General features: G+C 67.7%; 22 protein-coding genes. 15 read left to right on the plus strand and 7 right to left on the minus strand.

The annotated features are described in order from the left end of the window. Positions 1–4: 4 nt before the first annotated feature. Together ACGLHS_RS10485 and ACGLHS_RS10490 are read right to left on the minus strand one after the other, a co-directional pair. Positions 5–481 carry a DUF2244 domain-containing protein gene (locus ACGLHS_RS10485; RefSeq protein ID WP_093247401.1) on the minus strand — a complete coding sequence of 159 codons (477 nt, stop codon included), beginning with the start codon at positions 479–481 and terminating at the stop codon, positions 5–7. Between the two features lie 237 nt (positions 482–718). Next, complete coding sequence (locus tag ACGLHS_RS10490; protein WP_394479355.1) at positions 719–1,633, minus strand: biotin synthase; 915 nt, start codon at positions 1,631–1,633, stop codon at positions 719–721. 23 nt (positions 1,634–1,656) lie between these two features. On the opposite strand from ACGLHS_RS10490, the gene ACGLHS_RS10495 reads away from it, so the two are divergent. From ACGLHS_RS10495 to ACGLHS_RS10505, 3 genes are all read left to right on the plus strand, one after another. Further along, positions 1,657–2,373, plus strand: coding sequence for a ComF family protein (locus ACGLHS_RS10495; protein WP_394479356.1), 717 nt, complete (start codon positions 1,657–1,659; stop codon positions 2,371–2,373). Between the two features lie 44 nt (positions 2,374–2,417). Beyond that, entirely contained in the window at positions 2,418–2,879 is a 462-nt protein-coding gene (gene trmL / locus ACGLHS_RS10500; protein ID WP_394479358.1) for a tRNA (uridine(34)/cytosine(34)/5-carboxymethylaminomethyluridine(34)-2'-O)-methyltransferase TrmL, read from the plus strand. Between the two features lie 66 nt (positions 2,880–2,945). Further along, positions 2,946–3,323: a DUF4148 domain-containing protein gene (locus ACGLHS_RS10505; protein ID WP_394479360.1), complete on the plus strand. Its 378-nt coding sequence runs from the start codon at positions 2,946–2,948 to the stop codon at positions 3,321–3,323. Between the two features lie 27 nt (positions 3,324–3,350). Here the strand turns inward: ACGLHS_RS10505 and ACGLHS_RS10510 are convergent, their stop codons facing one another. Together ACGLHS_RS10510 and ACGLHS_RS10515 are read right to left on the minus strand one after the other, a co-directional pair. After that, a complete protein-coding gene (locus tag ACGLHS_RS10510) occupies positions 3,351–3,821 on the minus strand; it encodes a MaoC family dehydratase (RefSeq protein WP_394479362.1) in 471 nt (156 codons plus the stop codon). 163 nt (positions 3,822–3,984) lie between these two features. Continuing rightward, positions 3,985–4,605 (minus strand): ParA family protein, encoded by a 621-nt coding sequence (locus ACGLHS_RS10515; RefSeq protein ID WP_093247371.1) that lies wholly within the window; start codon positions 4,603–4,605, stop codon positions 3,985–3,987. 161 nt (positions 4,606–4,766) lie between these two features. Here ACGLHS_RS10515 and ACGLHS_RS10520 point away from each other — a divergent pair, with 161 nt between their 5' ends. Then, positions 4,767–5,516 carry an NAD(P)H-dependent oxidoreductase gene (locus ACGLHS_RS10520; protein WP_394479365.1) on the plus strand — a complete coding sequence of 250 codons (750 nt, stop codon included), beginning with the start codon at positions 4,767–4,769 and terminating at the stop codon, positions 5,514–5,516. Positions 5,517–5,518: 2 nt separating this feature from the next. Continuing rightward, positions 5,519–7,381, plus strand: coding sequence for a glutathione-regulated potassium-efflux system protein KefC (kefC, locus tag ACGLHS_RS10525; protein WP_394479367.1), 1,863 nt, complete (start codon positions 5,519–5,521; stop codon positions 7,379–7,381). A gap of 54 nt (positions 7,382–7,435) precedes the next feature. On the opposite strand, the gene ACGLHS_RS10530 is transcribed toward kefC, so the two are convergent. Next, positions 7,436–8,590: an ATP-binding protein gene (locus ACGLHS_RS10530; protein WP_394479369.1), complete on the minus strand. Its 1,155-nt coding sequence runs from the start codon at positions 8,588–8,590 to the stop codon at positions 7,436–7,438. A gap of 44 nt (positions 8,591–8,634) precedes the next feature. Beyond that, positions 8,635–9,324, minus strand: coding sequence for a response regulator transcription factor (locus ACGLHS_RS10535; RefSeq protein ID WP_394479372.1), 690 nt, complete (start codon positions 9,322–9,324; stop codon positions 8,635–8,637). A 552-nt stretch (positions 9,325–9,876) separates the two neighbouring features. Between ACGLHS_RS10535 and ACGLHS_RS10540 the strand changes: the two genes are divergently transcribed. Further along, on the plus strand, positions 9,877–11,364 hold the full coding sequence (locus tag ACGLHS_RS10540; protein WP_394479374.1) for a DUF4832 domain-containing protein: 1,488 nt from the start codon (positions 9,877–9,879) through the stop codon (positions 11,362–11,364). A 131-nt stretch (positions 11,365–11,495) separates the two neighbouring features. Here ACGLHS_RS10540 and ACGLHS_RS10545 read toward each other — a convergent pair whose 3' ends face one another. Continuing rightward, positions 11,496–12,377 (minus strand): amidohydrolase family protein, encoded by an 882-nt coding sequence (locus ACGLHS_RS10545; protein WP_394479376.1) that lies wholly within the window; start codon positions 12,375–12,377, stop codon positions 11,496–11,498. Between the two features lie 104 nt (positions 12,378–12,481). On the opposite strand from ACGLHS_RS10545, the gene ACGLHS_RS10550 reads away from it, so the two are divergent. The 9 genes from ACGLHS_RS10550 to ACGLHS_RS10590 are packed head-to-tail and all read left to right on the plus strand — an operon-like array spanning position 12,482 to position 24,301. Further along, positions 12,482–13,255 (plus strand): crotonase/enoyl-CoA hydratase family protein, encoded by a 774-nt coding sequence (locus tag ACGLHS_RS10550; RefSeq protein ID WP_093247379.1) that lies wholly within the window; start codon positions 12,482–12,484, stop codon positions 13,253–13,255. After that, positions 13,252–15,105 (plus strand): feruloyl-CoA synthase, encoded by a 1,854-nt coding sequence (locus ACGLHS_RS10555; protein WP_394479379.1) that lies wholly within the window; start codon positions 13,252–13,254, stop codon positions 15,103–15,105. The genes ACGLHS_RS10550 and ACGLHS_RS10555 overlap by 4 nt, the downstream gene beginning before the upstream one ends. A gap of 21 nt (positions 15,106–15,126) precedes the next feature. Then, a complete protein-coding gene (locus tag ACGLHS_RS10560; protein ID WP_093247381.1) occupies positions 15,127–15,891 on the plus strand; it encodes an SDR family NAD(P)-dependent oxidoreductase in 765 nt (254 codons plus the stop codon). Positions 15,892–15,948: 57 nt separating this feature from the next. After that, positions 15,949–17,085 (plus strand): ABC transporter substrate-binding protein, encoded by a 1,137-nt coding sequence (locus tag ACGLHS_RS10565; protein WP_093247382.1) that lies wholly within the window; start codon positions 15,949–15,951, stop codon positions 17,083–17,085. A gap of 45 nt (positions 17,086–17,130) precedes the next feature. After that, on the plus strand, positions 17,131–18,171 hold the full coding sequence (locus tag ACGLHS_RS10570; RefSeq protein ID WP_394479382.1) for a branched-chain amino acid ABC transporter permease: 1,041 nt from the start codon (positions 17,131–17,133) through the stop codon (positions 18,169–18,171). A gap of 1 nt (position 18,172) precedes the next feature. Then, a complete protein-coding gene (locus tag ACGLHS_RS10575) occupies positions 18,173–19,981 on the plus strand; it encodes an ATP-binding cassette domain-containing protein (protein WP_394479384.1) in 1,809 nt (602 codons plus the stop codon). 7 nt (positions 19,982–19,988) lie between these two features. Then, complete coding sequence (locus ACGLHS_RS10580) at positions 19,989–20,732, plus strand: ABC transporter ATP-binding protein (RefSeq protein ID WP_394479386.1); 744 nt, start codon at positions 19,989–19,991, stop codon at positions 20,730–20,732. Between the two features lie 36 nt (positions 20,733–20,768). Then, entirely contained in the window at positions 20,769–22,502 is a 1,734-nt protein-coding gene (locus tag ACGLHS_RS10585; protein WP_394479388.1) for a tannase/feruloyl esterase family alpha/beta hydrolase, read from the plus strand. Positions 22,503–22,519: 17 nt separating this feature from the next. Then, the gene (locus ACGLHS_RS10590) at positions 22,520–24,301 is read left to right on the plus strand and encodes an acyl-CoA dehydrogenase family protein (RefSeq protein WP_394479391.1); all 1,782 of its coding nucleotides are present in this window, start codon (positions 22,520–22,522) and stop codon (positions 24,299–24,301) included. Positions 24,302–24,320 lie beyond the last annotated feature (19 nt).

Genomic DNA, 24,320 nt, shown 5'->3' on the forward strand with positions numbered 1-24,320 from the left:
CCCCTCAGGCGCCACGCAACGCCATGCGAATCTCGCGGGCCAACGCGGCACGCAACTCCGGGCGTACATAGCGCCCCACCCTGACTGATCGACCCTGTCCCGAGACCTCGATCAGCGAGCGATCGCCGGTCTGCGGTTCGATCCGCACCTGGTGCGGAAGAAATTCAGTGCGTTCGTAGTGCCCTCCGTTCTCGAGCTCCACGACGAGTCGTCCACCCTGCAACGCGATCTTTTCGCCGTCGGTCGCGTGCCGTGCGTAGACCATGAACGCAAACCCGACCGCGGCCAGTTCGAGCCAGGCAAATGGCAGCACCAGCGGCGCACCGTGCAGCCAGAACAGGGTGCCGATGCCGAGCGATACCACGCACAGCGAGGCGTAGAGCCAGCCCAGCTGGCTCGGCGTCACCGAGCAGTTCCGCTTCAGGAACCAGTGGATGCTCTGGCCTGAAACGGTGGCAAATCGAAACACGGAATTCGACACGGGCGAGTTCAGCAAATCGGTGCGTCGATGGCTGCCAAAACCTCTCGTACAAGCCTCGTACAAACAGGATCCGACACCCCTCGATCGCGGGACAATACCCGCGAGTTTCACGCAACGGCGGATTGTAGCGGGTAGATACCTGCGCCCGAGTGCCCTGTGGGACGCCTACGGGTCACTACTAGTAGGCAAGAAACAGCCTGTGCGTCAGGCGTTTTTGCCGCACAAATCAACAGACGATCACGCGCCCGGACGGCCTCGTTGCAGCATCGATCGCATCTCGCGCAACGACACCGCGCTCTCTGCCGACAGCGACACGCGCGGCGTGGGCTTGAAGGCATGGCCGTAGATGACCTCGAAGGTCAGCGCGATGTGGCCGTCGTTGCCCTCGGCGGGCGCCAGTTCAGGCAGCGCCTTCTTCAGCGACTGGTGCCAGGCCTTGCCACGCAGCGCACCGAAACGCGCCGGATGCAGGTTGCGCCCCAGCGTGCGCAGCTCGGCCAACGCCGCCTCGGGCGTGGCCCAGGTCAGCACGATGCGCTCCATGTCCATCACCGGCTCGGCAAAGCCGGCGTGCACCAGCATGTCGCCCCAGTCGTGCATGTCGGTGTACTCGTGGCCGGCGGCGGGCCAGCCCAGCCGGGCATGCAGCGCGCGCAGCTCGCGGACCGTGTCGGGCCCGAGGCAGGAGAACATCAGAAAACCGTCGGTTGCGACCAGCTGGTGCCACTGCGAGATCAGCGCCTCCGGGTCGGCCGCCATGTGCAGCGACATGTTGGCCCAGAGCAGATCAACGCCGTCTTCCGGCGGCGCATCGAAGCGCGCCTTGCCGCCTTGCCAGCGGCGCGCGCTCCACCAGGGCGCGGCCAGCGCTTCGCTGGTCGCGGTGGCCAGCGCCGGCTCGGGCTCGATCACGAAAGAGGCGGCATCGCGATAGCGCTTGGCGACCAGTTCATGCGCCTCGAGCCCGCCACGCAACGGCGCCCAGTCGGCCCAGGTGCGGGGCTGGGCCTTGATCCATTGCAGCCGGTCTTCCATCCGGCGGCCGATTTCCTCGTGCAGCCAGGGCGAGCCCTCGGCGGGCGCCAGCCGACGCCAGCGCGCAGCCGCCGTGGGGTCGATGGTCGGCGGTCTTCTTGCGGGGTCGGTGGCCATGGGGCCGTGAGTATATTGAGCCCATGCTCAGCCACCGAACCCTGAGGCCTTTCACCTCGCTGCTCGCCCGGCTGCCCAGCCAGTGCGAGGTCTGCCACGCCTGGCCCTCGCAGCCCGTCTGCGATGCCTGCGTCGCGCGCTTCGCCCCGCCGGTGGCACGTTGCGGCGCCTGCGCCCTGCCGGTGCCCGAGGGCGTGGCCCGATGCGGCGAATGCCTGCGCCACCCGCCGCCACTGGACGCCTGCCTGGCCGCCTGCACCTATGCGTGGCCCTGGCCCGACTGCATCGCCCGCTTCAAGTTCAACGGCGACGCGGGCTGGGCCGGACCGCTCGCCACGCTGCTGCGCAGCGCGCCCTGGGTGGAGCCCGCGCTGGAGCAGTGCGACATCGTCCTGCCGATGCCGCTGGCCCCCGGCCGGCTGCGCGAGCGCGGCTTCAACCAGGCCCACGAGCTGGCGCGGCGCCTGTCGCCCGCCAAGACCGATGCGACCCTGCTGCTGCGCACGCGCGAGACGCCGGCCCAGAGCGGCCTGGCGCGCGCCGAGCGCCTGCGCAACCTGCGCGGCGCCTTTGCCGTGGAGCCCCTGCGCGCGGACAAGGTACGCGGCCGCCGCATCGTGCTGGTCGACGACGTGATGACCAGCGGCGCCTCGCTCTTCTCGGCCGCCGAAGCCCTGCGGCTGGCCGGTGCGGCCCACATCACGGCCATCGCGCTGGCCCGCACCGACCCGCCGCACTGACAGGCCGCGGATCATCACAGCCTCGGCCCACCGACAATCGGCGCATGTTCCATATCGTCCTGGTCCACCCCGAAATTCCGCCGAACACCGGCAACGTGATCCGGCTGGCCGCCAACACCGGTTGCACCCTGCACCTGGTCGAACCGCTCGGCTTTTCGATGGACGACCGCCTGCTGCGCCGCGCCGGGCTCGACTATCACGAATACGCCGAGGTCAAGCGCCACGTCGACTGGCAGGCACTACTCGACGCCGAAGCACCGCCCGCCGACCGCATGTTCGCCCTCACCACGCGGGGCACGCGCGCCGTGCACGATGTGCGCTTCCAGCCCGGCGACTGGTTGGTCTTCGGCTCGGAGACCAGCGGCCTGCCTCCGGCGGTACGCGATGGCTTCGCCGAACCGCAGCGCCTGCGGCTGCCGATGCGCGAGGGCCAGCGCAGCCTGAATCTCTCGAACGCCGTGGCGGTGACGGTGTTCGAAGCCTGGCGCCAGAACGGCTTCGGCTGACACAAAGAAACAAAGAAGCCGCCCCTTGCGGCGACCGGGGCACATCCGATCGACAAGGCACGCCGTATGGAAGACATGCAGGCACGCGATGCGATCAGCGCATCGGGTCCGGCATCCGGCCTCTCAACGCTTCAGCCCAAGGAGTTCCACATGAACGCCAAGTCGATTGCCCTCGCAACCTTCGCCACCCTCGCCCTCAGCACGGGCGCCCAGGCCTTCCAGGGTGAACAGAATCCGTTGCCGCCCGCACCCTTCCAGTCGACGCTCTCGCGCGCCCAGGTGCAGGCCGATGCGCGCCAACCGCTGCAGATCAGCAATGGCGGCACCGGCGTGGCCCGCGCGACCGCAGGCAATGTCGATCGCGCCGCCGTGCGCACCGGGGCGCTCGGCATCACGCGTGCCGGCGCAGCCACCTACGGCGACGTGACCGACCGCCGGATGTAGGAACGTTCGGGGAAAGCGCCCGCCGCCTCAGGGGTAGCGCCGCGCCACCGACTCGGCCACGCAGGCCGGCTTGGTGGCACCTTCGAGCTCGATGGTGGTTTCCCAGGTCATCTGGAAGCCATTGTCGGCAATCGGCTCCGAACTCAGCAGCTTCATGCGCGCCCGCAGCCGCTTGCCCACCGGCACCGGCGACATGAAGCGCACCCGGTTCATGCCGTAGTTCACGCCCATGCGCGACTCGACCACCTCGATGGCGGCCTCGAAGAAGCGCGGCAGCAGCGACAGCGTCAGAAAGCCATGGGCGATCGGTGCGCCGAAGGGGCCGGCCTTGGCCCGCTCGACATCGACATGGATCCACTGGTGGTCGCCCGTCGCCTCGGCGAACTGGTTGACCTGCTCCTGCGTGATGGTGATCCAGTCGCTCACGGCGACTTCCTGGCCGACGCAGGCGGAGAGATCCTGAAGGGTCTGGAATGTCTTTTTTGTCATGCGGGGCATTCTGGTGCCAAGGGTGTCCGGCCGGCTGTCGGACTTGCGACAACCGGGGTCAGGGAAAACGGCAAGCTTGCGGGCGCCGCCGGGCCGCCCCAAGACGACCGCGCCTCCCCCACGGGGGGTGGCGAATTACACGCAGCGAAGCGGAGTGAAAAGCCGGGGGGCCTCAGTTCTCGAGCCAGTCGCAGATCGGCTGCCACTGCTCCAGGTCGCGCTGGACGCGGCCCGGCGCGATGTCGAACAGCGTGAGCCCGCGCGCCGCCAGTTGCACGTAGTTCTGGGTGTCGCGCAGCTCGCCCAGCACCGGCACGCCGAGTCCGGCGATGAACTCGTTCAGCCGGTCGGCCGCCAGGGTGCGCGCATTCACGCGCATGCCCACGAGGCCGATCTTCGTTTTCTCGGCCTTGCGCTGCTCCAGCAGGCGGTCGAGAAAATCGCGCGTGGCGTAGATGTCGAAGATGCTCGGCTGCAGCGGCACGATCACCCGGTCGGCCAGCGCCAGCACTTCCTTGAAGCGCCAGCCATGCAGGCCGGCCGGCGTGTCGAGCACCGCGTGCGTGGTGCCGCGCGGCGGGCGCACCACGGTGCTTTCGCCCGTCGCCTCCCAAGTGGAAATGGGCCGCGCCATCGGCGGGCGCAGGCCCAGCCAGAGCCGCGAAGACTGCTGGCGATCCACGTCGCCCAGCATCACGGCATGGCCGCGGCTTGCAAAGTAACCCGCGATGTTCGTCGCGATCGTCGACTTGCCAACGCCACCCTTGGGGTTGGCGACCAGAACCACCGGCATGGGGATCTCCTCCAGAGCTGGGACTGCCGGCATGTTAGCCGCCCCGGGTTTTGCGCACTTTTCGCCGCTTTCTCCTCCCGCGTCGGCAACCCTGCAAAGACGGCGGCACGGTGTGGTGCAAAGGGGCTGCGACCGCCTCCAGACTACGTTATGTTCGCGGCATGACGACAACAATATCCATGGGAAACCCCGCCGGCGACGCCGGCGGCATCTACGTGCTGGCGGCCCATCCGCACTGGCGCGATTCACGCGTCAACCGGCGAATGCTGGCTGCCGCACGCGGCGTGCCGGGGGTCGATGTCAACGACCTCTACGGCAGCTACCCCGACTTCGCCATCGACATCGAGGCCGAGCAGGCCCGGCTCGCGCGGGCCAGCCTGGTCGTGCTGCTGCACCCGATCCAGTGGTATTCGATGCCGGCGCTGCAGAAGCTCTGGCTCGACGACGTGCTCGCCTACGGCTGGGCCTACGGCCCCGGCGGCACCGCCTTGCAGGGCAAGGACTTCTGGCTGGTCGCCACCACCGGCAGCCCCGAGCCCAGCTATCACCCGCAGAGCTATCACCGCTACTTCTTCGACGCCTTCCTGCCGCCCTACGAACAGACCGCCGCGCTGTGCGGCATGCGCTTCCTGCCGCCGCTGGTCTTCTACGGCGCGCGCAGCGCCAGCGAAGCCGACGTGCAGGCGCATGTCGAGGTGTTCGCGCAGCGGCTCGGCAGCTACCCCGCGTGGCCCGAACTGGATGAGCTCGAAGCCTGCATCGCCTGCCCCGTGCCCGAAGCCGACCGCCCCGCCGACACCGACGACATCGGCAAGGTGGTGGCCGGCGCCTTCCATTCCGCGATGAGCCAGGGCCTGGCCTCGGTCATCGCCGCCAACGAGGCGAAGAACCCCAAGGAAGGCACGGCCTGAGCATGGAACACGCACCCGCCTGGCTGATCAACAGCCTGATCTACCTGAGCGCCGCCGTGCTGGTGGTGCCGCTTTCCAAGGCCCTGGGCCTGGGCTCGATCATCGGCTACCTCGTGGCCGGCATCGCCATCGGCCCCTGGGGACTGGGCCTGGTGTCCAGCGTCGAAGACGTGCTGCATTTCGCCGAGTTCGGCGTGGTGCTGATGCTGTTCCTCGTCGGCCTCGAACTCGAACCCAAGCGCCTGTGGAACCTGCGCCGGCCCATCTTCGGCTGGGGCGCCGCGCAGGTGCTCAGTTGCGCCGTCGTGCTCTTTGCCATCGGCTGGGCACTGGGCGCCGAATGGCGCGTGGCGCTGGTGGCCTCGCTCGGCCTGGCGCTGTCGTCCACCGCCATCGCGCTGCAGGTGTTCGGCGAACGCAACCTGCTCAAGACGCCCAGCGGGCAGGCCGGCTTTTCGATCCTGCTGTTCCAGGACGTGGCGGCCATTCCCATTCTTGCGCTGCTGCCGCTGCTGGCTGGTGCCACGGCCGCCGAGCAATCGATCAGCGGGCTCGACCGCGCATTCGAGGCGCTGAAGATCGTCGGCGTGATCGCCGGCATCATCCTCGGCGGCCGCCTGCTGCTGCGGCCGATCCTGCGCTGGATCGCGCGCAGCGACACGCCTGAGATCTTCACCGCCGCGGCGCTGCTGCTGGTGGTGGCCATCGCGGCGTTGATGCAGCTGGTGGGCCTGTCGATGGCGCTCGGAGCCTTCCTTGCCGGCGTGCTGCTGGCGGAAAGCGAATACCGGCGCGAACTCGAAACCGACATCGAACCCTTCAAGGGGCTGCTGCTCGGCCTGTTCTTCATCGCGGTGGGCATGTCGATCAACTTCGGCGTGCTGATCGCGAGCCCCTGGCTGATGGCCGCGCTGGTGGTCGGCTTCATGGTCATCAAGCTGGTCGTGATCTATGCGCTCGCCAAGGCGATGGGCCTGGCCTACCAGGAGCGGCCGGTGTTCACGCTGCTGCTGGCGCAGGGCGGCGAATTCGCGTTCGTGGTGTTCCAGGCCGCCGGGCCCGACGTGCTGCCGCCCGAAGTCACCTCGCTGCTGATCGGCGCGGTCGCGCTGTCGATGCTGCTGTCGCCGCTGCTGCTGGTGCTGCTCGACAAGTTCGTACTGCCGCGCTACAGCCGCAACCAGGGCCCGCAGCTCGAAGAAATCTCGGAGCAGCAAGACGCCAAGGTGCTGATCTGCGGCTTCGGCCGCTACGGCCAGATCGTCGGTCGCATGCTGATGTCGCAAGGCCTGCGCGTGACGGTGCTCGACCATGACGCCGACACCGTCGAAGGCCTGCGCCAGTTCGGCTTTCGCGTGTTCTACGGCGACGCGACGCGGCTCGACCTGCTGCGCACCGCCGGTGCCGGTTCGGCCAAAGCCATCGTGGTGGCGGTGGATGACATCGAGCAGTCGCTGGAGATCGTCGACTTGGTGAAGGAAAACTTTCCGAAGGCCCGCATCATCGCGCGTGCACGCAACGTGACCCACCTGTTCCAGTTGCGCGACCGGGGCGTAACGGACGTCGAGCGCGAGGTGTTCGAGTCGTCGCTGCGCAGCGCGCGCTCGACGCTCGAAGCGCTGGGCTGGCCCGCGCACGAGGCGCGCGAATCGAGCATGCGTTTTCGCCGCCGGAACATCAAGCTGAGCGACGAGATCTATCCGCACTACAAGGACCGCGCAAAACTGATCGCGGCCAACAAGGCGGGCCGCCAGCAGTTCGAGGAACAGATGGCACGCGAGCGCGAAGAGCGACAGCGGCGCTCGGGCCGCGACTGGGACCGGCTGGAGGAAGAGGAAGAAGCCCGGGCCGAGCAGGCCCCCTGAAGCGCCTGCGCCGCCTTCGTGGCGCCGCGCGCTGGGAGTTCGCGGACAAGACCTCTAGATCGTCTGCTTGCCAGTGCTGGCCGCCATCCCTGCACGCGGCAGGCGGACCCGGATCTCCGTGCCGCCACCGGCGCGTGCCGCGGCAGTCGCGTGCCCGCCATGCGCCTTGCAGATCGCATGGACGACCGACAAGCCAAGCCCCGTTCCGCCTGCGTGCCGCGAGCGGGATTTTTCGCCGCGCCAGAAGCGCTCGAAGAAACGCGAGAGGTCTTTGTCATCGGGCAGGATGCTCGCGCCTCGGTCCCTCACGATCAGTTCGACGCTCAGGTCTCCCGCCTCGAAGTCGACCTCCACGATGCCTCCGTCGCTTGCATGGCGCACCACGTTGTCGATGAGCGCCGACAGGACCTGACCGAGCCGGCTCCTGTCCCCGCGCAGCGTCTGCACCGAATCGACGTGATTGACGGCCTGCAAGCCGCACTTGCGCAGGGCGGGGCCGGCCCACGAGATCCGTTCATCGACGAACTCGCGCACGGCGAACTCGGTGATCTCCAGCTGAAGCCTGTCGCCCTGCGCGAGCGACAGGACCTGCAGGTCGCCGATGATGTGCTGGATCTGCACGAGCTGGTCCAGCACCGTAGCGATCTGCGCCTCTTCCAATGGAAATACCTGGTCCATGATGCCCTGCAACCGCCCCATCGCCGCGGTCAGGGGTGTCCGAAGCTCATGCGCGATGGCAGCGCTTGAATCGTGCAGCTCCCTGTCGTACGACTCCAGCTGCTGAGCCATCTTGTTGAAATGGGTGGCAAGACGTTGAAGCTCGGCCGGAGCGCTCTTTGGAACGGGTGCACGGGTCGAAAACTGCCCGACCGAAACCGACTCGGCGGCCACGACCACATGGGAGAGCGGCTGCGCGATGCGACGCGCCAGGATAAGAGCAAACACCACCACGAACGGGATGATGGCCAGGCTCAACAGCGCCTGGACGAGCAGATCCTCGGTATCGGTGGGGGAAACGAAGAGATCGGAATACTGTGTGTAGATTTCGTGGAGTCGCTTCGTATTCTCTTTCGGCGCATCTTCAAGCCGCCCCAACTCTGCCGCGATCTCCGGGGGCAACTGGGAGTTGATTCTGTCCGACCAGATTTCGTAGCGAATCCACATCCCGACCTGCACGGCGGCCGTCGCGGCGACGGCCAGGGCGACCATGCGCAAAGTGAGCCACGCCCACAGCGATCTTCTCGACGGCATGGCTAGGCGCTGCTCAGGCGATAGCCGACACCTCGGACCGCCAGGGGAATGCCGGTGACCCCCCGCTCCTCCAGCTTGCGGCGCAGGTTATGCACATGCGTATCGACAACACGCTCGAGCGCATCGCTCTCGGGCAGGGATGCCTGCAGCAGTTCGAACCGGCTGAAGGCCTTGCGTGGGTTTTGCATCATGACCGACAGAAGCTTGAACTCGGTGATCGTCAGATCGAGCGGAGTTGCGTCGCCCGCTGCTTGCACAGTCACGGCGTCGAGATCGAGTTCGAGCGCGCCCCAGGACAGCCGGGCCGGCGGCGCGAGAGGAGGCGTCCGGGTACGTCGCAGGACAACCCGCACGCGCGCAACGACTTCCTTCGGATTGAAGGGCTTGACCACGTAGTCGTCCGCGCCATAGCGAAGCGCGCCAAGCTTTTCGGCTTCCTCATTGACGGCCGTGACCATGATGACCGGGACATCGCCCGCGCGCCGGATGGCGGCAAGCACGTCGCTGCCGCTCAGCCGCGGCAGCATGTAGTCCAGGAGCACCAAGGCCGGTTGCCACTGCCTGAACACACGCAACGCCTCTTCTCCATCGAGGCAATGCGCCGTCTGGTAGCCCTCGTGCCGCAAATAGGCGGAGAGCACATCGGCGATCTGAGGATCGTCTTCGACAATCAGGATGCGTTCGTCGGTCATAGAACTGTCATGTGCGGAACCGACACATCGACGCCCCGGCGCTCGCGCCGCCAGAACATCGCCAAAGCCCCGCGTGTGCCACTGCGCTCGCGCGGCGCGCAAGCCATATCCGTCGCACCCGCGGAATCTTAACGCGCCAGAATTTTCCGCGAGTAAGGCAAGACACACGGCAGCACATGCGGCTTGACTCAATCTTGATGAAAGTTGCAGAGCTTCTGAACATGAGCGCGCGAGCATCGGGTCTCTGACCATCTTTCCCCAGCAGTCCAACCGGACCCGGGCATCTTCGAATGTTGTTCCCGCCAGCAAACACCGCTTCAGATCCCACAGCCATCCAGCCCTTCGCTGTTTCGCCTCGCTCCCTGTCGCACATCGAGCGCTTCTTCTTGCTGCCTTTTCTTGGCGCTGCGCGGCTGCGCTGCAGGTCCCACACCATCCTTCTACTCACGACCCTCGGGGTCCTTGCCATATGGCTCTTTTATTGGTTCGGCCCCTGAATCACGCGCACCGGGACTTCATGCGCGCGGATCAACCTACAACCGAGTCACAACCATGCAGAAGCAACACTTTCTTCGCCGTCCATTCCCAGGCATGCGCCGCCTCGCAACCGTCCTCTCGATGGTGATCCTCACCGCCTGTGGTGGTGGCGGCGGTTCGGATTCGGGCGCACTCCCGCCACCACGTCCCATCTCCGCGCCTTCCATGAATGACGCACCACAGACCGCCGTCACATTCACCGCAACCGACGCCGATCTCCCCAATCCCGAGCGCGGCTTCTACCGCTGGAGCTGGACCGACCTGGACACGGTCACCCGCGACGACGCGGACGACGCCTACAAGAACGGGTACCGCCTGCTGTACTCCAAGCTGAACCTGTCGGCCTACCGCAATGCAGAGCTGCCCCCGACTCTGCTTGCCCAAGTGGAGACCGCCCTTGGCAACTCACGCGCCGCCGGGATGAAACTGGTCGTGCGCGTCGTCTACAACTATCCGAAAACGGAAGTCGACTACCGCAACGCACAGGACGCGCCGCTGTCCCGCGTGCTTGCCCACATCGAGCAGCTCAAGCCGGTACTGCAACGCAATGCCGACGTCATCGCGTTCATGCAGGCCGGCTTCATCGGCGCCTGGGGCGAGTGGCATACCTCTTCCAACAACCTGACCGAAGCGGCCCCTCGCAACAAGATCCGCGATGCCTTGCTCGCGGCGCTGCCGACGAGCCGCTTCATCCAGCTGCGCTATCCCTCGTACGTCATGGAAGGCACGCCGCAGCTGCCGACATGGAGTGCCGCGCACACAGGCACGCAGCGCATCGGCGTGCACAACGACTGCTTCCTCGCGAGCAAGACCGATGTCGGCACCTACGACGAAGACGCCACGATCGCGGCGAAGCAACGCGACTACGTTGACCGTCTAGGGAACTTCGCTCCTTTCGGTGGCGAGACCTGCAAACCGGATGACGAGGTGAACGCCGAGCTTCGCACCCAATGCGCCGACATTCTTGGCGAGGGCGCAAGGTACAAACTGACTTACCTCAACGACGAGTACTTTCGCACCAAGTTCCATGACAAGTGGGAGGAAAACGGCTGCATGGCCGAGGTGCGCCGCAGGATGGGTTACCGGCTGGTGCTGTCGAAGGCCTCCCACGCCAGCGCTGTCGTGCGTGGCCAGACGCTGAGCGTCCAGCTTTCACTGCGCAACGGGGGCTGGGCGCGTATCTTCAATCCGCGTGGGGTGCAGTTGGTGCTCAAGCATGCCGTGACCAGCGACGTCCGCCGGCTGGACGCGACCGGCGCCGATCCGCGCACGTGGGTGCCTGGCACCAGCGATCAGGCCGCGACACTCACCGCCACGCTGCCGGCCGATCTCCCAACTGGCAGCTATCAGCTGTGGCTCGCGCTGCCCGATGCCGACGCGCGCCTGGCCGCCGATGCCCGCTTCGCAATCCGCTGGGCCAATGCGGACAACACGGCAGCCGGCCAGCGTTGGGACGCACAACTTGGCGCGTTTGCCCTTGGCTCAAGCGTCGAGGTGAAGTGACTCGCGACAAAGCCGCTGGCCAGGTGGGTCCGCAGCTTTGACGGCTTGGCAGCAGCCGCCAATGGGTCGGCGAGCAGGGCGTGCTGCTGGCCGTCACCTCCCGGCGCCATTCGCCCGCCAACAAGAAGCCGTCAGCCTCCTGAAGCCGCCGCGTCGAGCTTCAGCAGCCGCACCGCGTTGCCCTTCAGGATGCCGGGCATCACCTCGGGCTTGAAGCCCGCCGCCTCGAAGTCCTTCATCCAGCGGTCGGGCGTGATCAGCGGGTAGTCGCTGCCGAACAGCACGCGGTCTTTCAGCAGCGTGTTGGCGTACTGCACCAGCTGCTTGGGAAAGTACTTGGGGCTCCAGCCCGACAGGTCGATCCACACGTTGGGCTTGTGCGTGGCCACGCTCAGTGCCTCGTCCTGCCACGGAAAGCTGGGGTGGGCCATGACGATCTGCATGTCGGGGAAGTCGATGGCCACGTCGTCCAGGTGCATCGGGTTGCTGTATTCGAGCCGCAGGCCGCCACCGCAGCGCATGCCCGAGCCGATGCCGCTGTGGCCGGTGTGGAAGATCGCCGGCAGCTTGTACTCGGCAATCACCTCGTAGAGCGGCCAGGCCATCTTGTCGTACGGGTGGAAGGCCTGCACCGTCGGGTGGAACTTGAAGCCCTTCACGCCGTGCGACTCGATGAGCCGCCGCGCCTCGCGCGCGCCCATCTTTCCCTTGTGCGGATCGATGCTGGCGAAGGCAATCATCATGTCGCTGTTCTGCTGCGCGGCCTCGGCGATCTCTTCGTTGGGGATGCGGCGGCGGCCCATGTTCGATTCGGCATCGACCATGAACATCACCAGGCCGATCTTTCTCTCGCGGTAGTAAGCCACGCTCTCGGCGATGGTCGGGCGGCCGCTCGACCCGAAGTACTTGTCGGCGGCGCGGTCGTATTCCTCGCCGTAGTTGTCGAACGGGTTCCAGCAGCTCACTTCGGCGTGGGTGTGGATGTCGATGGCGATCAGGTTCTGGTGGTCCATGTCGTTGTCTCCGGTACGGGTAAGTCCCTAGGATTCTGGAGGCTCAAGCGCCTTGAATTGATTATTTCTCATAACCATAATCCAACGCAACCCCGAACATCACCATGACCCATCCAGACCTGCACCTCGACATCCGCGACGAAGTCGCCATCGTTCGCCTGACGCGCGGCGCCAAGCGCAACGCGCTGTCGGACGGCCTCATCCTCGCGCTGCGCGACACCTTCGAGCAACTGCCGTCCACCGTGCGCGCCGCCGTGATCGACGGCGAAGGCCCGCACTTCTGCGCCGGCCTCGACCTGAGCGAGCTGAAAGAACGCGACGCCGGCCAGGGCCTGCAGCACTCGCGCATGTGGCATGCGGCGCTCGACCTGATCCAGCACGGCCCGGTGCCGGTGATCGCGGCGCTGCACGGCGCGGTGGTCGGCGGCGGGCTCGAGCTGGCCAGCGCCTGCCACATCCGCGTGGCCGACCGGAGCACCTTCTACGCACTGCCCGAAGGCTCGCGCGGCATCTTCGTGGGTGGCGGCGGCTCGGTGCGCATCCCCAAGCTGATCGGCGTGGCGCGCATGACCGACATGATGATGACCGGCCGCGTCTACAACGCGGAAGACGGCGAGCGCGCCAACTTCGCGCAGTACCTCGTCGACGAAGGCACGGCCTTCGACAAGGCCTTCGAACTCGCCAAGCGCGTGGCCACCAACGCACCGCTGACCAACTACGCGCTGATGCACGCGCTGCCGCGCATTGCCGAACAGTCGGCCGACCACGGCTTCTTCACCGAGGCGTTGATCTCCGGCATCGTGCAGGCCGCACCCGAAGCCAAGGCACGCGTGCGCGACTTCCTCGAAGGCCGGGGCGCCAAGGTGAGCAAGGAATGACCGCCATCCGATACCGCCCGCTGGCCTTCGGCGTCACCCGCGCGATCCTGCGCGACGGCGCGCCAGGCACGCAGTACCTGCAAGCCGAGACGCAACTCGGGGCCTACCGCGAGCGCATGACCGACCGGCTCCAGCACTGGGCCGAAGCCACGCCCGAGCGCACCTTCATCGCACGCCGCGAACGGCTGGCCGACGGCAGCACCGGCGACTGGCTGCGCGTGAGCTACGCGCAGGCGCTGCAAGAGGCGCGCGGTATCGGACAGGCGCTGCTCGAGCGCGGCCTGAACGCGGAACGACCGGTCGCGATCCTCAGCGAGAACGGCATCGAGCACGCATTGCTCGCCCTGGGCTGCCTCTACGCCGGCGTGCCCTACTGCCCGGTGTCGCCGCCCTACTCGCTCGTGAGCCAGGACTTCGAGAAGCTGCGCCACGTCTTCGACACGCTGACACCTGGCCTCGTGTTCGCCGCCGACGCCGCGCGCTACGGCCGCGCCATCCAGGCGACCGTGCCGGCCGGCATCGAAGTCGTGCTGGCCGAAGGCACGCTCGAAGGCCGCGCGACCACCGCGTTCAACGCCTTCGCCGCCACGCCGGCCACGCCCGCCATCGACGCCGCGATGCGCGCGACCGGGCCCGACACCATCACCAAGTTTCTCTTCACCTCGGGCTCGACCAAGATGCCCAAGGCGGTGATCAACACGCACCGCATGTGGTGCGCCAACCAGCAGCAGCTGCGCCAGTCGATTCCCGCGCTGGGCGACGAACCGCCGGTGCTGGTCGACTGGCTGCCCTGGAACCACACCTTCGGCGGCAACCACAACGTGGGCATCGTGCTGGACAACGGCGGCACGCTCTACATCGACGACGGCAAGCCCACGCCCGCCGGCATGGCCGAGACGCTGCGCAACCTGCGCGAGATCGCGCCCACCATCTACTTCAACGTGCCCACCGGCTTCGAGGCCATCGCGCAGGCGATGGAAACCGATGCGGTGCTGCGCCGCAACCTGCTGTCGCGCGTGAAGATGTTCTTCTACTCGGGCGCCGCACTGTCGCAGCCCGTGTGGGACAGCCTGCACAAGACGCAGGAGGCCGAAGTCGGCGAGCGCATCGTCATGGGCACGGGCCTGGGCATGACCGAGTCGGGCCCCTTCGCGCTGTATGTGACCGGCCCCGAGGTGAAGTCGGGCGACGTGGGCCTGCCCGCGCCCGGCATCGAGCTCAAGCTGATCGAGGTCGACGGCAAGACCGAGGTGCGCTACCGCGGCCCCAACATCACGCCCGGCTACTGGCGCGCGACCGAAGCCACGGCCGAGGCCTTCGACGACGAAGGCTTCTTCTCGACCGGCGATGCGGTGAAGTGGATCGACGAGGGCAACATCCATCGCGGCCTGCGTTTCGACGGCCGCATCGCCGAAGACTTCAAACTTGCGACCGGCACCTTCGTGAGCGTGGGCCCGCTGCGCGCGAAGATCATCGCGGCCGGCGCGCCCTATGTGCAGGACGCGGTGCTGACCGGCATCAACCTGAAGGAAGTCGGCGCGCTGATCTTTCCGACGCAGAAGGTGCGGCAGCTTGCCGGGCTCGATGCAAATGCAACGATGCAGCAGGTGCTCGAAAGCGCACCCGTGCAGGCGCACTTCCAGCAGGTGGCCAACGCGCTGGCCGCGGCCGGCACCGGCAGCGCCAACCGCATCGCGCGGCTTCACCTGATGGCCGAGCCGCCTTCCATCGACAAGGGCGAGGTGACCGACAAGGGCTCCATCAACCAGCGCGCCGTGCTCAAGCACCGCGCGGCACTGGCCGATGCGATGCACGCCGGCACCCTGCCCTTCACCCTCACGCCCCGCTAACCCCATCCAGGAGACACAAGAATGAAGATCGAAGGACAAGCCGCACTCGTCACCGGCGGCGCATCGGGCCTCGGCGAAGCCACCGCGCGCGAACTCGCGCGCCTGGGCGCCAAGGTTGCGGTGCTCGACCGCAATGCCGCACTGGCGGAGAAGGTGGCAGCGGAGATCGGCGGCGTTGCATGCGTCTGCGACATCACCGACACCGACAGCGTGAACGCCGCGCTCGACAAGGCCGCCGCCGCACACGGCCCCGCGCGCATCCTGATGAACGTGGCCGGCATCGGCAGCGCCAAGCGCATCGTCGGCAAGGACGGCAACCCGGCACCGCTCGAAGACTTCGTGCGCGTGGTCAACATCAACCTGATCGGCGGCTACAACATGGCGCGCCTGTTCGCGGCCCGCTGCGCGAAGCTCGAAGCGCTCGACAACGGCGAGAAGGGTGTGATGCTCTTCACCGCCTCGGTCGCGGCCTTCGACGGCCAGGTCGGCCAGCAGGCCTACAGCGCCTCGAAGGGCGGCCTCGTCGGCATGACGCTGCCGATGGCGCGCGACCTCGCACAGCACGCCATCCGCGTGTGCACCGTGGCGCCGGGCCTGTTCGCCACGCCGCTGCTGCTGGAGCTGCCCGAGGCGGTGCAGCACTCGCTGGCCGCATCGATTCCCTTCCCGCCGCGCCTGGGCAAGCCTTCGGAATTCGCCGAGCTGGCCTGCCACATCGTCACCAACGGCCACCTCAACGGCGAGGTGATCCGCCTCGACGGCGCCCTGCGCATGGCGCCGCGCTGAGCTTTCGTCAGTCCGCCCGTCCGCTTCGCTTCACTACCTACACATCAGGAGACACCGATGACCTTCAAGAAGACCACCCTCGCCGCCGTGCTGGCGCTCATGGCCATGGGCATGGCCCACGCCGACATCACCGTGGGCGTGGTGCAGCCGCTCACCGGCCCGGCCTCGGGGCTGGGCATTCCGGTGAAGAACGGCATCGCGATCTGGCCCAAGACCATCGCGGGTGAAACACTGAAGGTCGTCGTGCTCGACGATGCCACCGACCCGACCACCGGCGTGAAGGACGCGCAGCGCCTGGTCACCGAAGACAAGGTCGACGTGATCGTCGGCTCCAGCGCCACGCCGGTCGCCATCCCGATGGCCGACGTGACCGCCGAGTCGGGCACGCCGCAGTTGTCGACCGCACCGGCCGGCCTGCCGCCGGGCAAGGACAAGTGGTTCTTCCGTCTGCCGCAGTCGAACGACGTGATGGCCTACGCGGTGGTCGCGCACATGAAGAAGCAGAACGTGAAGACGGTCGGCTTCCTCGGCTACACCGATGCCTACGGCGAGCTGTGGCTCAAGGCACTGACCGCCGAGGCCGCCAAGAACGGCATCAAGATCGTGGCCACCGAACGCTTCGCGCGCGCCGACACCAGCGTGACCGGCCAGGTGCTCAAGCTCACGTCGGCCAACCCCGACGCGATCCTGATCGTGGCCTCGGGCAGCGGCGCGGGCATGCCGCAAAAGGCCGTGATGGAGCGCGGCTACAAAGGCAAGGTCTACCAGACGCATGCCGCCGCCACGCAAGACCTGATGCGCACCGCCGGCAAGGACGCCGAGGGCACCTTCGTCGTGTCGGGCCCCGCCACCGTGGCCGAGCAACTGCCCGACAGCCATCCATCGAAGGCGGCGGCCGTGGCCTTCGTGCAGGGCTATGAAAAGGCCTACGGCCCCGGCTCGCGCAACCAGTTCGCCGGCCACGCGGCCGACGCGCTCACGGTGCTCGAGAAGGCCGTGCCGGTCGCGCTCAAGAAAGCCAAGCCGGGCACACCCGAGTTCCGCGCCGCGCTGCGCGACGCGCTCGAAGGCATGGGCCGCACAGTGCTCGCGCACGGCGTGCTGAACTGGACCGCGCAAGACCACTGGGGCTACACGACCGAGACGGGCGTGATGCTCAAGGTGGTCAACGGCGCCTTCAAGGTCGAGCAGTAATCCCCACGCCCCACCACCACAAGCCCCGCGCCGCGAACCCACGCCATGGATCTTTCAATCGCCAGCATCCTCACGCTGGACGGACTCACCAATGGCGCGATCTATGCCCTGCTGGGCATGGGCATCGTGCTCGTCTTCACGGTGACCCGCGTCATCTTCATTCCGCAGGGCGAATTCGTGGCGTACGGCGCGCTGACGCTGGCGATCTTCCAGACCGGCAAGACGCCGGGCACGGTGTGGCTGCTGCTGATATTGGCCAGCGTTGCCGCGCTGATGGACCTGGTCACGGTCTGGCGCCATCGCGGCAGCGCGGCGGCGGGGTTGATGGCGGCGCTGCGCACCTTCGCGGCGCCCGCCGTGATCTGCGCAGTGTCGGCCTGGGCCGGGCCGCGCAACCTGCCGCTGGGCGTGCAGGCGCTGCTGACCGTATTCATCGTCACGGCCTTCGGGCCGCTGGTGTACCGGGTGGCATATCAATCGCTGGCCGGTGCCAGTTCGCTGGTGCTGCTGATCGTCTCGGTCGGCGTGCACTTCGCGATGACCGGGCTGGGCCTGCTGTTCTTCGGCGCGGAAGGCTTTCGCAATCCGCCGTTCTGGGACGAGCGCATGGCGCTGGGGCCGCTCAACGTGAGCGGGCAGGCGCTGATCATCTTCGCGATGTCGGCGGCGCTGATCGTGCTGCTGTGGCTGTTCTTCGAGCGCAGCCTGTACGGCAAGGCGCTGCGCGCCACGGCGGTGAACCGATTGGGCGCGCGGCTCATGGGCATCTCGACACAGGCGGCCGGGCAGCTCACCTTTGCAATGACCGCGCTCATCGGTGCGCTGTCGGGCCTGCTGATCGGGCCGACGACCACGATCTTTTACGACTCGGGTTTTCTCATCGGCCTGAAGGGCTTCGTCGCTGGTGTGATCGGCGGGCTTGCGAGCTATCCGGGTGCGCTGCTGGGCGCACTGGCCGTGGGTGTGATCGAGGCCTTCGGTTCGTTCTGGGCCAGCTCGTTCAAGGAAGTGATCGTGTTCACCATCATCTTGCCGGTGCTGCTTTGGCGTTCGCTGCGCAGCGGTCATTCGGACGAGGAGCACTGACATGGAAGCCCTTCTCAACCCCGTCGTTCCCGCCCCTGACAAGAGCGCGCTGCGCACCTGGGGCCCGCTCGCGCTGATCCTGCTGCTGGTCGCGCTGCCGCTTCTTCCGCTGCCCGACTTCTGGATCATCCAGCTCAACTACATCGGCATCTACACGCTGCCGGTGCTGGGCCTCGTGCTGCTCACCGGCGTGGGCGGCCTCACCTCCTTCGGGCAGGCGGCCTTCGTGGGCATCGGTGCCTACACCACGGCCTACCTGACGGTGAACACCGGCCTGTCGCCGTGGGTCACGCTGTTCATCGGACTCGCGCTCACCGGCATCAGCGCGGCGATCATCGGCGCGATCACGCTGCGCATGTCGGGCCACTACCTGCCGCTGGCCACCATCGCGTGGGCGCTGTCGCTGTACTACCTGATGGGCAATCTCGATGCGCTGGGCAAGTACGACGGCATCCTGGGCGTGAAGGGCCTGTCGCTGTTCGGCTTCGAGTTCGGCCAGCAGCGCTTGTTCTACGGCGTGGTCTGGGCCTTTGCGATCCTCGCGGCCTTCGCGGTGATCCGCCTGCTCGACTCGCGCAGCGGCCGCGCCATCCGCTCGCTGGCAGGCGGCTCGCAGATGGCCGAGGCCATGGGCGTGAACACGCTGCGCTTCAAGGTCGGCATCTTCGTGCTGGCCGCCCTGCTGGCGTCGGTCTCGGGCTGGCTGTTCGCGCACTTCCAGCGCACGGTGAACCCCTCGCCCTTCGGGCTGAAGATGGGCATCGAGTACCTCTTCATGGCGGTGCTCGGCGGCGCGGCCCATGTGTGGGGCGCGATCGCCGGCGCGGGCGTGGTCAAGCTGCTCGAAGACCAGTTGCAGGTGCTGCTGCCCAAGCTCATCGGCACCAGCGGCAGCTACGAGCTGATCGTGTTCGGCATCATGATCGTGCTGGTGCTCAAGTACCTGCCCGAGGGCCTGTGGGCCTTCATCGACCGGCGCCTGCCGCGTCCACGCCGCAGCGTCGACTGGCAAGGCGCGAAAGACCTGCCCGCACGCGCCAAGCCGGCCGCCGGCGAAGTGGTGCTCGACGTACAGGCCATCCGCAAGACCTTCGGCGGGCTGGTGGCGGTGAACGACATCAGCTTCCAGACACGCGCTGGCCAGATCGTCGGCCTGATCGGGCCGAACGGCGCGGGCAAGTCGACCACCTTCAACCTCGTGACCGGCGTGCTCGGCCTGTCGGGCGGCACGGTACGGTTTCGCGGCGAAGCCATCGGCGGACTGGGCGCGCGGCAGATCGCGCAGCGCGGCGTGTCGCGCACCTTCCAGCACGTGAAGATGGTGGCCGACATGACGGTGCTGGAGAACGTGGCACTGGGCGCGCACCTGCGCGGCCACAAGGGCGCCATCGCCGCGATGCTGCGCATCGACCGCACCGAAGAACGTGCGCTGTTCCGCGAAGCCGAGCGCCAGTTGCAGCGCGTGGGCATGGGCGATTACCTGCACGAGTTGGCGGGCAACCTCGCGATGGGCCAGCAGCGCCTGCTTGAAATTGCACGCGCGCTGTGCGCCGACCCGGCCCTGCTGCTGCTCGACGAACCTGCTGCAGGCCTGCGCCACAAGGAGAAGGAAGCGCTGGGCCAGGTGCTGCGGCAACTGCGCGGCGAAGGCATGAGCATCCTGCTGGTCGAGCACGACATGGGGTTGGTGATGGACATCTGCGACCACATCGTGGTGATGGAGTTCGGCACGCACCTGATGGAGGGCACGCCCGCCGAGGTGCAGAACAGCGACAAGGTGCGTGCCGCGTACCTGGGCACGGAGCATTGAGAAGACGATGACGAACGACAACACGCCATTGCTCCGCATCCGCGACCTGCATGCCGGCTACGGCCGCGCCGAAGTGCTGCATGGCATCGACCTGAAGGCCGACCAGGGCAGCGTCGTCACCGTGATCGGCCCGAACGGTGCGGGCAAGTCCACGCTGCTCAATGCGCTGATGGGTGTGCTGCCCGCCAAGGGCGTCATCGAGTTCAAGGGCCAACCCATCTCGGCGATGACGCTCGAAGAGCGCGTGATGCTCGGCATTGCGCTGGTGCCCGAGAAGCGCGAGCTGTTCGCCACCATGCCGGTCGAAGACAACCTCGTGCTCGGCGCGTTCCGCCAGGTGCGGCTGCGCAACAAGCAATGGCGCGACCGCATCGACGAGGTCTACACGCTGTTCCCGCGCCTGAAGGAGCGCCGCGCGCAACTGGCCGGCACGCTGTCGGGCGGCGAGCGGCAGATGCTCGCGGTGGGTCGCGCGCTGATGTCGCGCCCCACGCTGCTGATGCTCGACGAGCCCAGCCTCGGCCTCGCGCCGCTGGTGGTGCAGGAGATTTTCCGCACCGTCGATGCACTGCGCGCCACCGGCGTGACCATCCTGCTGGTGGAGCAGAACGCGCGCGCCGCGCTCGAAGTGGCGGACCACGGCTATGTGCTCGAGATGGGCAGCGTGAGCCTCGAGGGCGAGGCGAAAAAGCTGGCCGTCGATTCGCGCGTGATCGACACCTACCTGGGCGCGGCACGCAAGGCGGCCTGAAGCAAGAAGCCGCGGCATCCGCGGCAAGGAGACGACATGACCCGACAGCGCCACCTTCACCTCGGCCTGTGCGCGACCGCGCTCGGCGTTGCCGCATTGCTTGCAGCGTGCGCCAGTCGTACTCCTGCACCGCATGCACCCCTTGCCGCCGCGCGCCCTGGCACGCTGCAAAGCTGCACCAACCTCGCCGCGCGTGCCGCGTTGCCGGGCACCATCTACACCTCCGTCACCGATGTGCCTGCCGGCACCGTCACGGTCGGTGGGGTGGCAATGGCCGCGCCGGCGCATTGCCTCGTGCAGGGCCGCATGAACGAACGCACGAGCCCCGTCGACAACCAGCGCTACGCCATCGGCTTCGAGATGCGCCTGCCCGTCGCATGGAACGGCCGCTTCTTCTACCAGGCCAACGGCGGGCTCGACGGCGTGGTGGTGCCGGCGCTGGGCGGCATCGGTGGTGGCGGTCCGCGCAGCAGCGCGTTGCAGATGGGCTTCGCCGTCATTAGCGCCGATGTGGGCCATGCGGGTTTGATGGGTCCGCGCTTCGGGCTCGATCCGCAGGCGCGGCTCGACTATGGCTACAACGCGGTCGCACAGCTCACGCCGATGGCGAAGAACCTGATCGCCAAGGCCTACGGCCGCGAACCGGACCGCTCGTACTTCGGCGGCTGCTCGAATGGCGGACGGCATGCGATGGTGGCGGCGGTGCGCTCGGCGGGACAGTACGACGGCATCCTCGCGGGCGACCCCGGCTTCAATCTGCCGAAGGCAGCGGTGGCGCAGCTCTACGGCGCGCAGCAATACGCGGCCGTCGCCAGTGCGAAGACGCCTGCCGGCCAACCCGACCTGCAGAGCGCCTTCACGCCGGCCGAGCTGAAGCTCGTGGCCGACAAGGTGCTGGCGAAGTGCGATGCGCTCGACGGCCTGGCCGACGGCATCGTGTCGGACGTCAACGCCTGCAGGGCGCGCTTCGACATCCAGGCCGCCGTGCCGACATGCAGCGCCAGCACGCGCAACGGCAGCTGCCTCAGCGCACCGCAGAAGAATGCGCTCGACAAGGTCTTCAAGGGCGCACGCAACAGCGCAGGCCAGCCGATCTACAGCAGCTTTCCGTTCGACGCGGGCATCAGCGGCAGCAACTGGCGCGAGTGGAAGTTCGCGAGCCCACCGACGCGCGATGCGGGGGCCGTGGCCTTCATCTTCAGCACGCCGCCGCTGGCCAACCGGCCGCAGGGCCTGCCCTTCGCGCTGGGCTTCGACATGGACCGCGACGCACCGCGCATCGCGGCGACCGATGGCGTGTTCCGCGAATCGGCGCTGTCCTTCATGACGCCGCCCGATGCCGCGAACCTGAGCGCGTTGCGCGAGCGTGGCGGCCGGATGATCGTGTACCACGGCACCAGCGATCCGGTGTTCTCTTCGGACGACACGGCCGCCTGGTACGAGCGCGTGCAAGCGGCGAATGGCGGCGATGCCTCTTCGTTCGCACGCTACTTCCCGGTGCCCGGCATGAACCACTGCGCGGGTGGCCCGGCCACCGACCAGTTCGACATGCTGGGCGCGCTGGTCGACTGGGTCGAGCAGGGAAAGGCGCCCGCGTCCATCACCGCTTCCGCGCGCGGCGCGGGCTCGCCGGTGCTCAACACCGAAGTGCCGGCCAACTGGTCGCCGCAGCGCACACGGCCGTTGTGCCCGTATCCACAAGTCGCCACCTACACAGGCGGTGACACCGAGCGCGCCAGCAGCTTCGCCTGCAAGAGCCCCGCACCCTAGATTTTTCAAGAGCCCCGATGGACTACAAGCCCCGCCCCGAAGACGTCCGCTTTCTGCTGAACGCCGTGCTCGATGCGCCAGCGCGCCTCGGTGCGCTCGCGCCCTTTGCCGAGGTCGACGAAGCCCTGCAGTCTCAGGTGCTCGAAGAGGCCGCGCGCTTCGTCGGCGAGGTCGTGGCGCCGATCAACCGCGAGGGCGATGAAACCGGCTGCCGCTTCGCCGATGGTGAGGTGGTCTCGCCACCAGGCTTTCGCGCGGCCTACCAGGCCTTTGTCGATGGCGGCTGGCCGGCGCTTTCGGCTGCCACCGAAGATGGCGGACAGGGCCTGCCCGCCGTGCTCGAAGCGGTGCTCTATGAATGGCTCGCCGCGGCCAACCATGGCCTCACGATGGCGCCGGGCCTGCTGCATGGCGCGTACGCCTGTCTCAAGCACCACGGCAGCGAGGAACTGAAGCAGCGCTATCTGCAGAAGATCGCGACCGGCGAATGGCTGGCCACCATGTGCCTGACGGAAGCGCACGCGGGCAGCGACCTGGGGCAGGTGCGCACGCGCGCCGTGCCACAGGCCGATGGCAGCCTGCTCGTGAGCGGCAGCAAGATTTTCATTTCGGGCGGCGAGCACGACCTGACGCCGAACATCGTGCACCTCGTGCTGTGCCGGCTGCCGGATGCGCCGGCCGGGCCCAAGGGCCTGTCGCTGGTGCTCGTGCCCAAGCTGCTGCCCGACGGCACGCGCAATGCGGTGCACTGCGAACGCATCGAGGAAAAGATGGGCCTGCATGGCAGCCCGACCTGCACGATGCGCTTCGACGAAGCCACCGGCTGGCTGGTCGGCGAACCGGGCCGGGGCCTGGCCGCGATGTTCGTGATGATGAATTCGGCGCGCCTGCATGTGGCACTGCAGGGCATCGGCCTGCTCGATGCCGCCTGGCAGAAGGCCGACGCCTATGCGGCCGAGCGCCGCCAGATGCGCGCGCCCGGCCCCGTGCCCGCGAGCCGGGGCGGCGAGCCCGCCGACCTGATCGCCGAGCATCCGGCGATCCGCCGCATCCTCGACACGCAGCGCGCCTGGATCGATGGTGCGCGCACCCTCGCCTACCGCAGCGCGCTGATGCTCGACATTGCCGCGCACGACGCCGACCCCAAGGCCCGCGAGCGCGCGCAGCGCTGGTGTTCACTGGTCACGCCGGTGCTGAAGGCGGCGTGCACGCAGCAGGCCTTTCAGGGCGCGAGCGAATGCCTGCAGGTGTTCGGCGGCCACGGCTACGTGCGCGAATGGGGCATCGAGCAGGTGGTGCGCGATGCGCGCGTGACCATGATCTACGAGGGCACCAACGAGATCCAGGCCATCGACCTGCTGGTGCGCAAGGTGCTGCCCGATGGCGGCGCCGCCATGTCGGCGGTGCTGCTCGAGTTGCGCGACACGCTCGATGCGTCGCGCGAGGCCGACGCCGACGTGCAGCGACGGCTGGCGCAGTTGCGCTACCTGGGCACCACCGTCGCGATGGCCGCGCATGCCAACCCCGTGCTGCCGCACGAGGTGGCCGACGACTACCTGCGCGTGGTGGCGCTCACGATGCTGGCCTGGGCGTGGGCGCGCATCGAGGCGGCGGATGAGGCGGTCGCCTCAAGCGACCCGGGCCGCATCGCGCGCGTCCGGGCGGCGGCCGCCTTCCGGCGCTGGGTGCTGCCCGAATTCGAGATGCGGCTCGGCATCGTCAAGCGGGCCTGCGAGACGGTGGCGCTCGTGCACTCGGCGGGGACAACGGCAGCGAAGGCCGCGGATGTCGCGCAGTAGGCATACGCCAGCCGCGCGG

This window comes from Variovorax sp. VaC1 (genome assembly GCF_043658315.1).
GTDB lineage: Bacteria > Pseudomonadota > Gammaproteobacteria > Burkholderiales > Burkholderiaceae_C > Variovorax.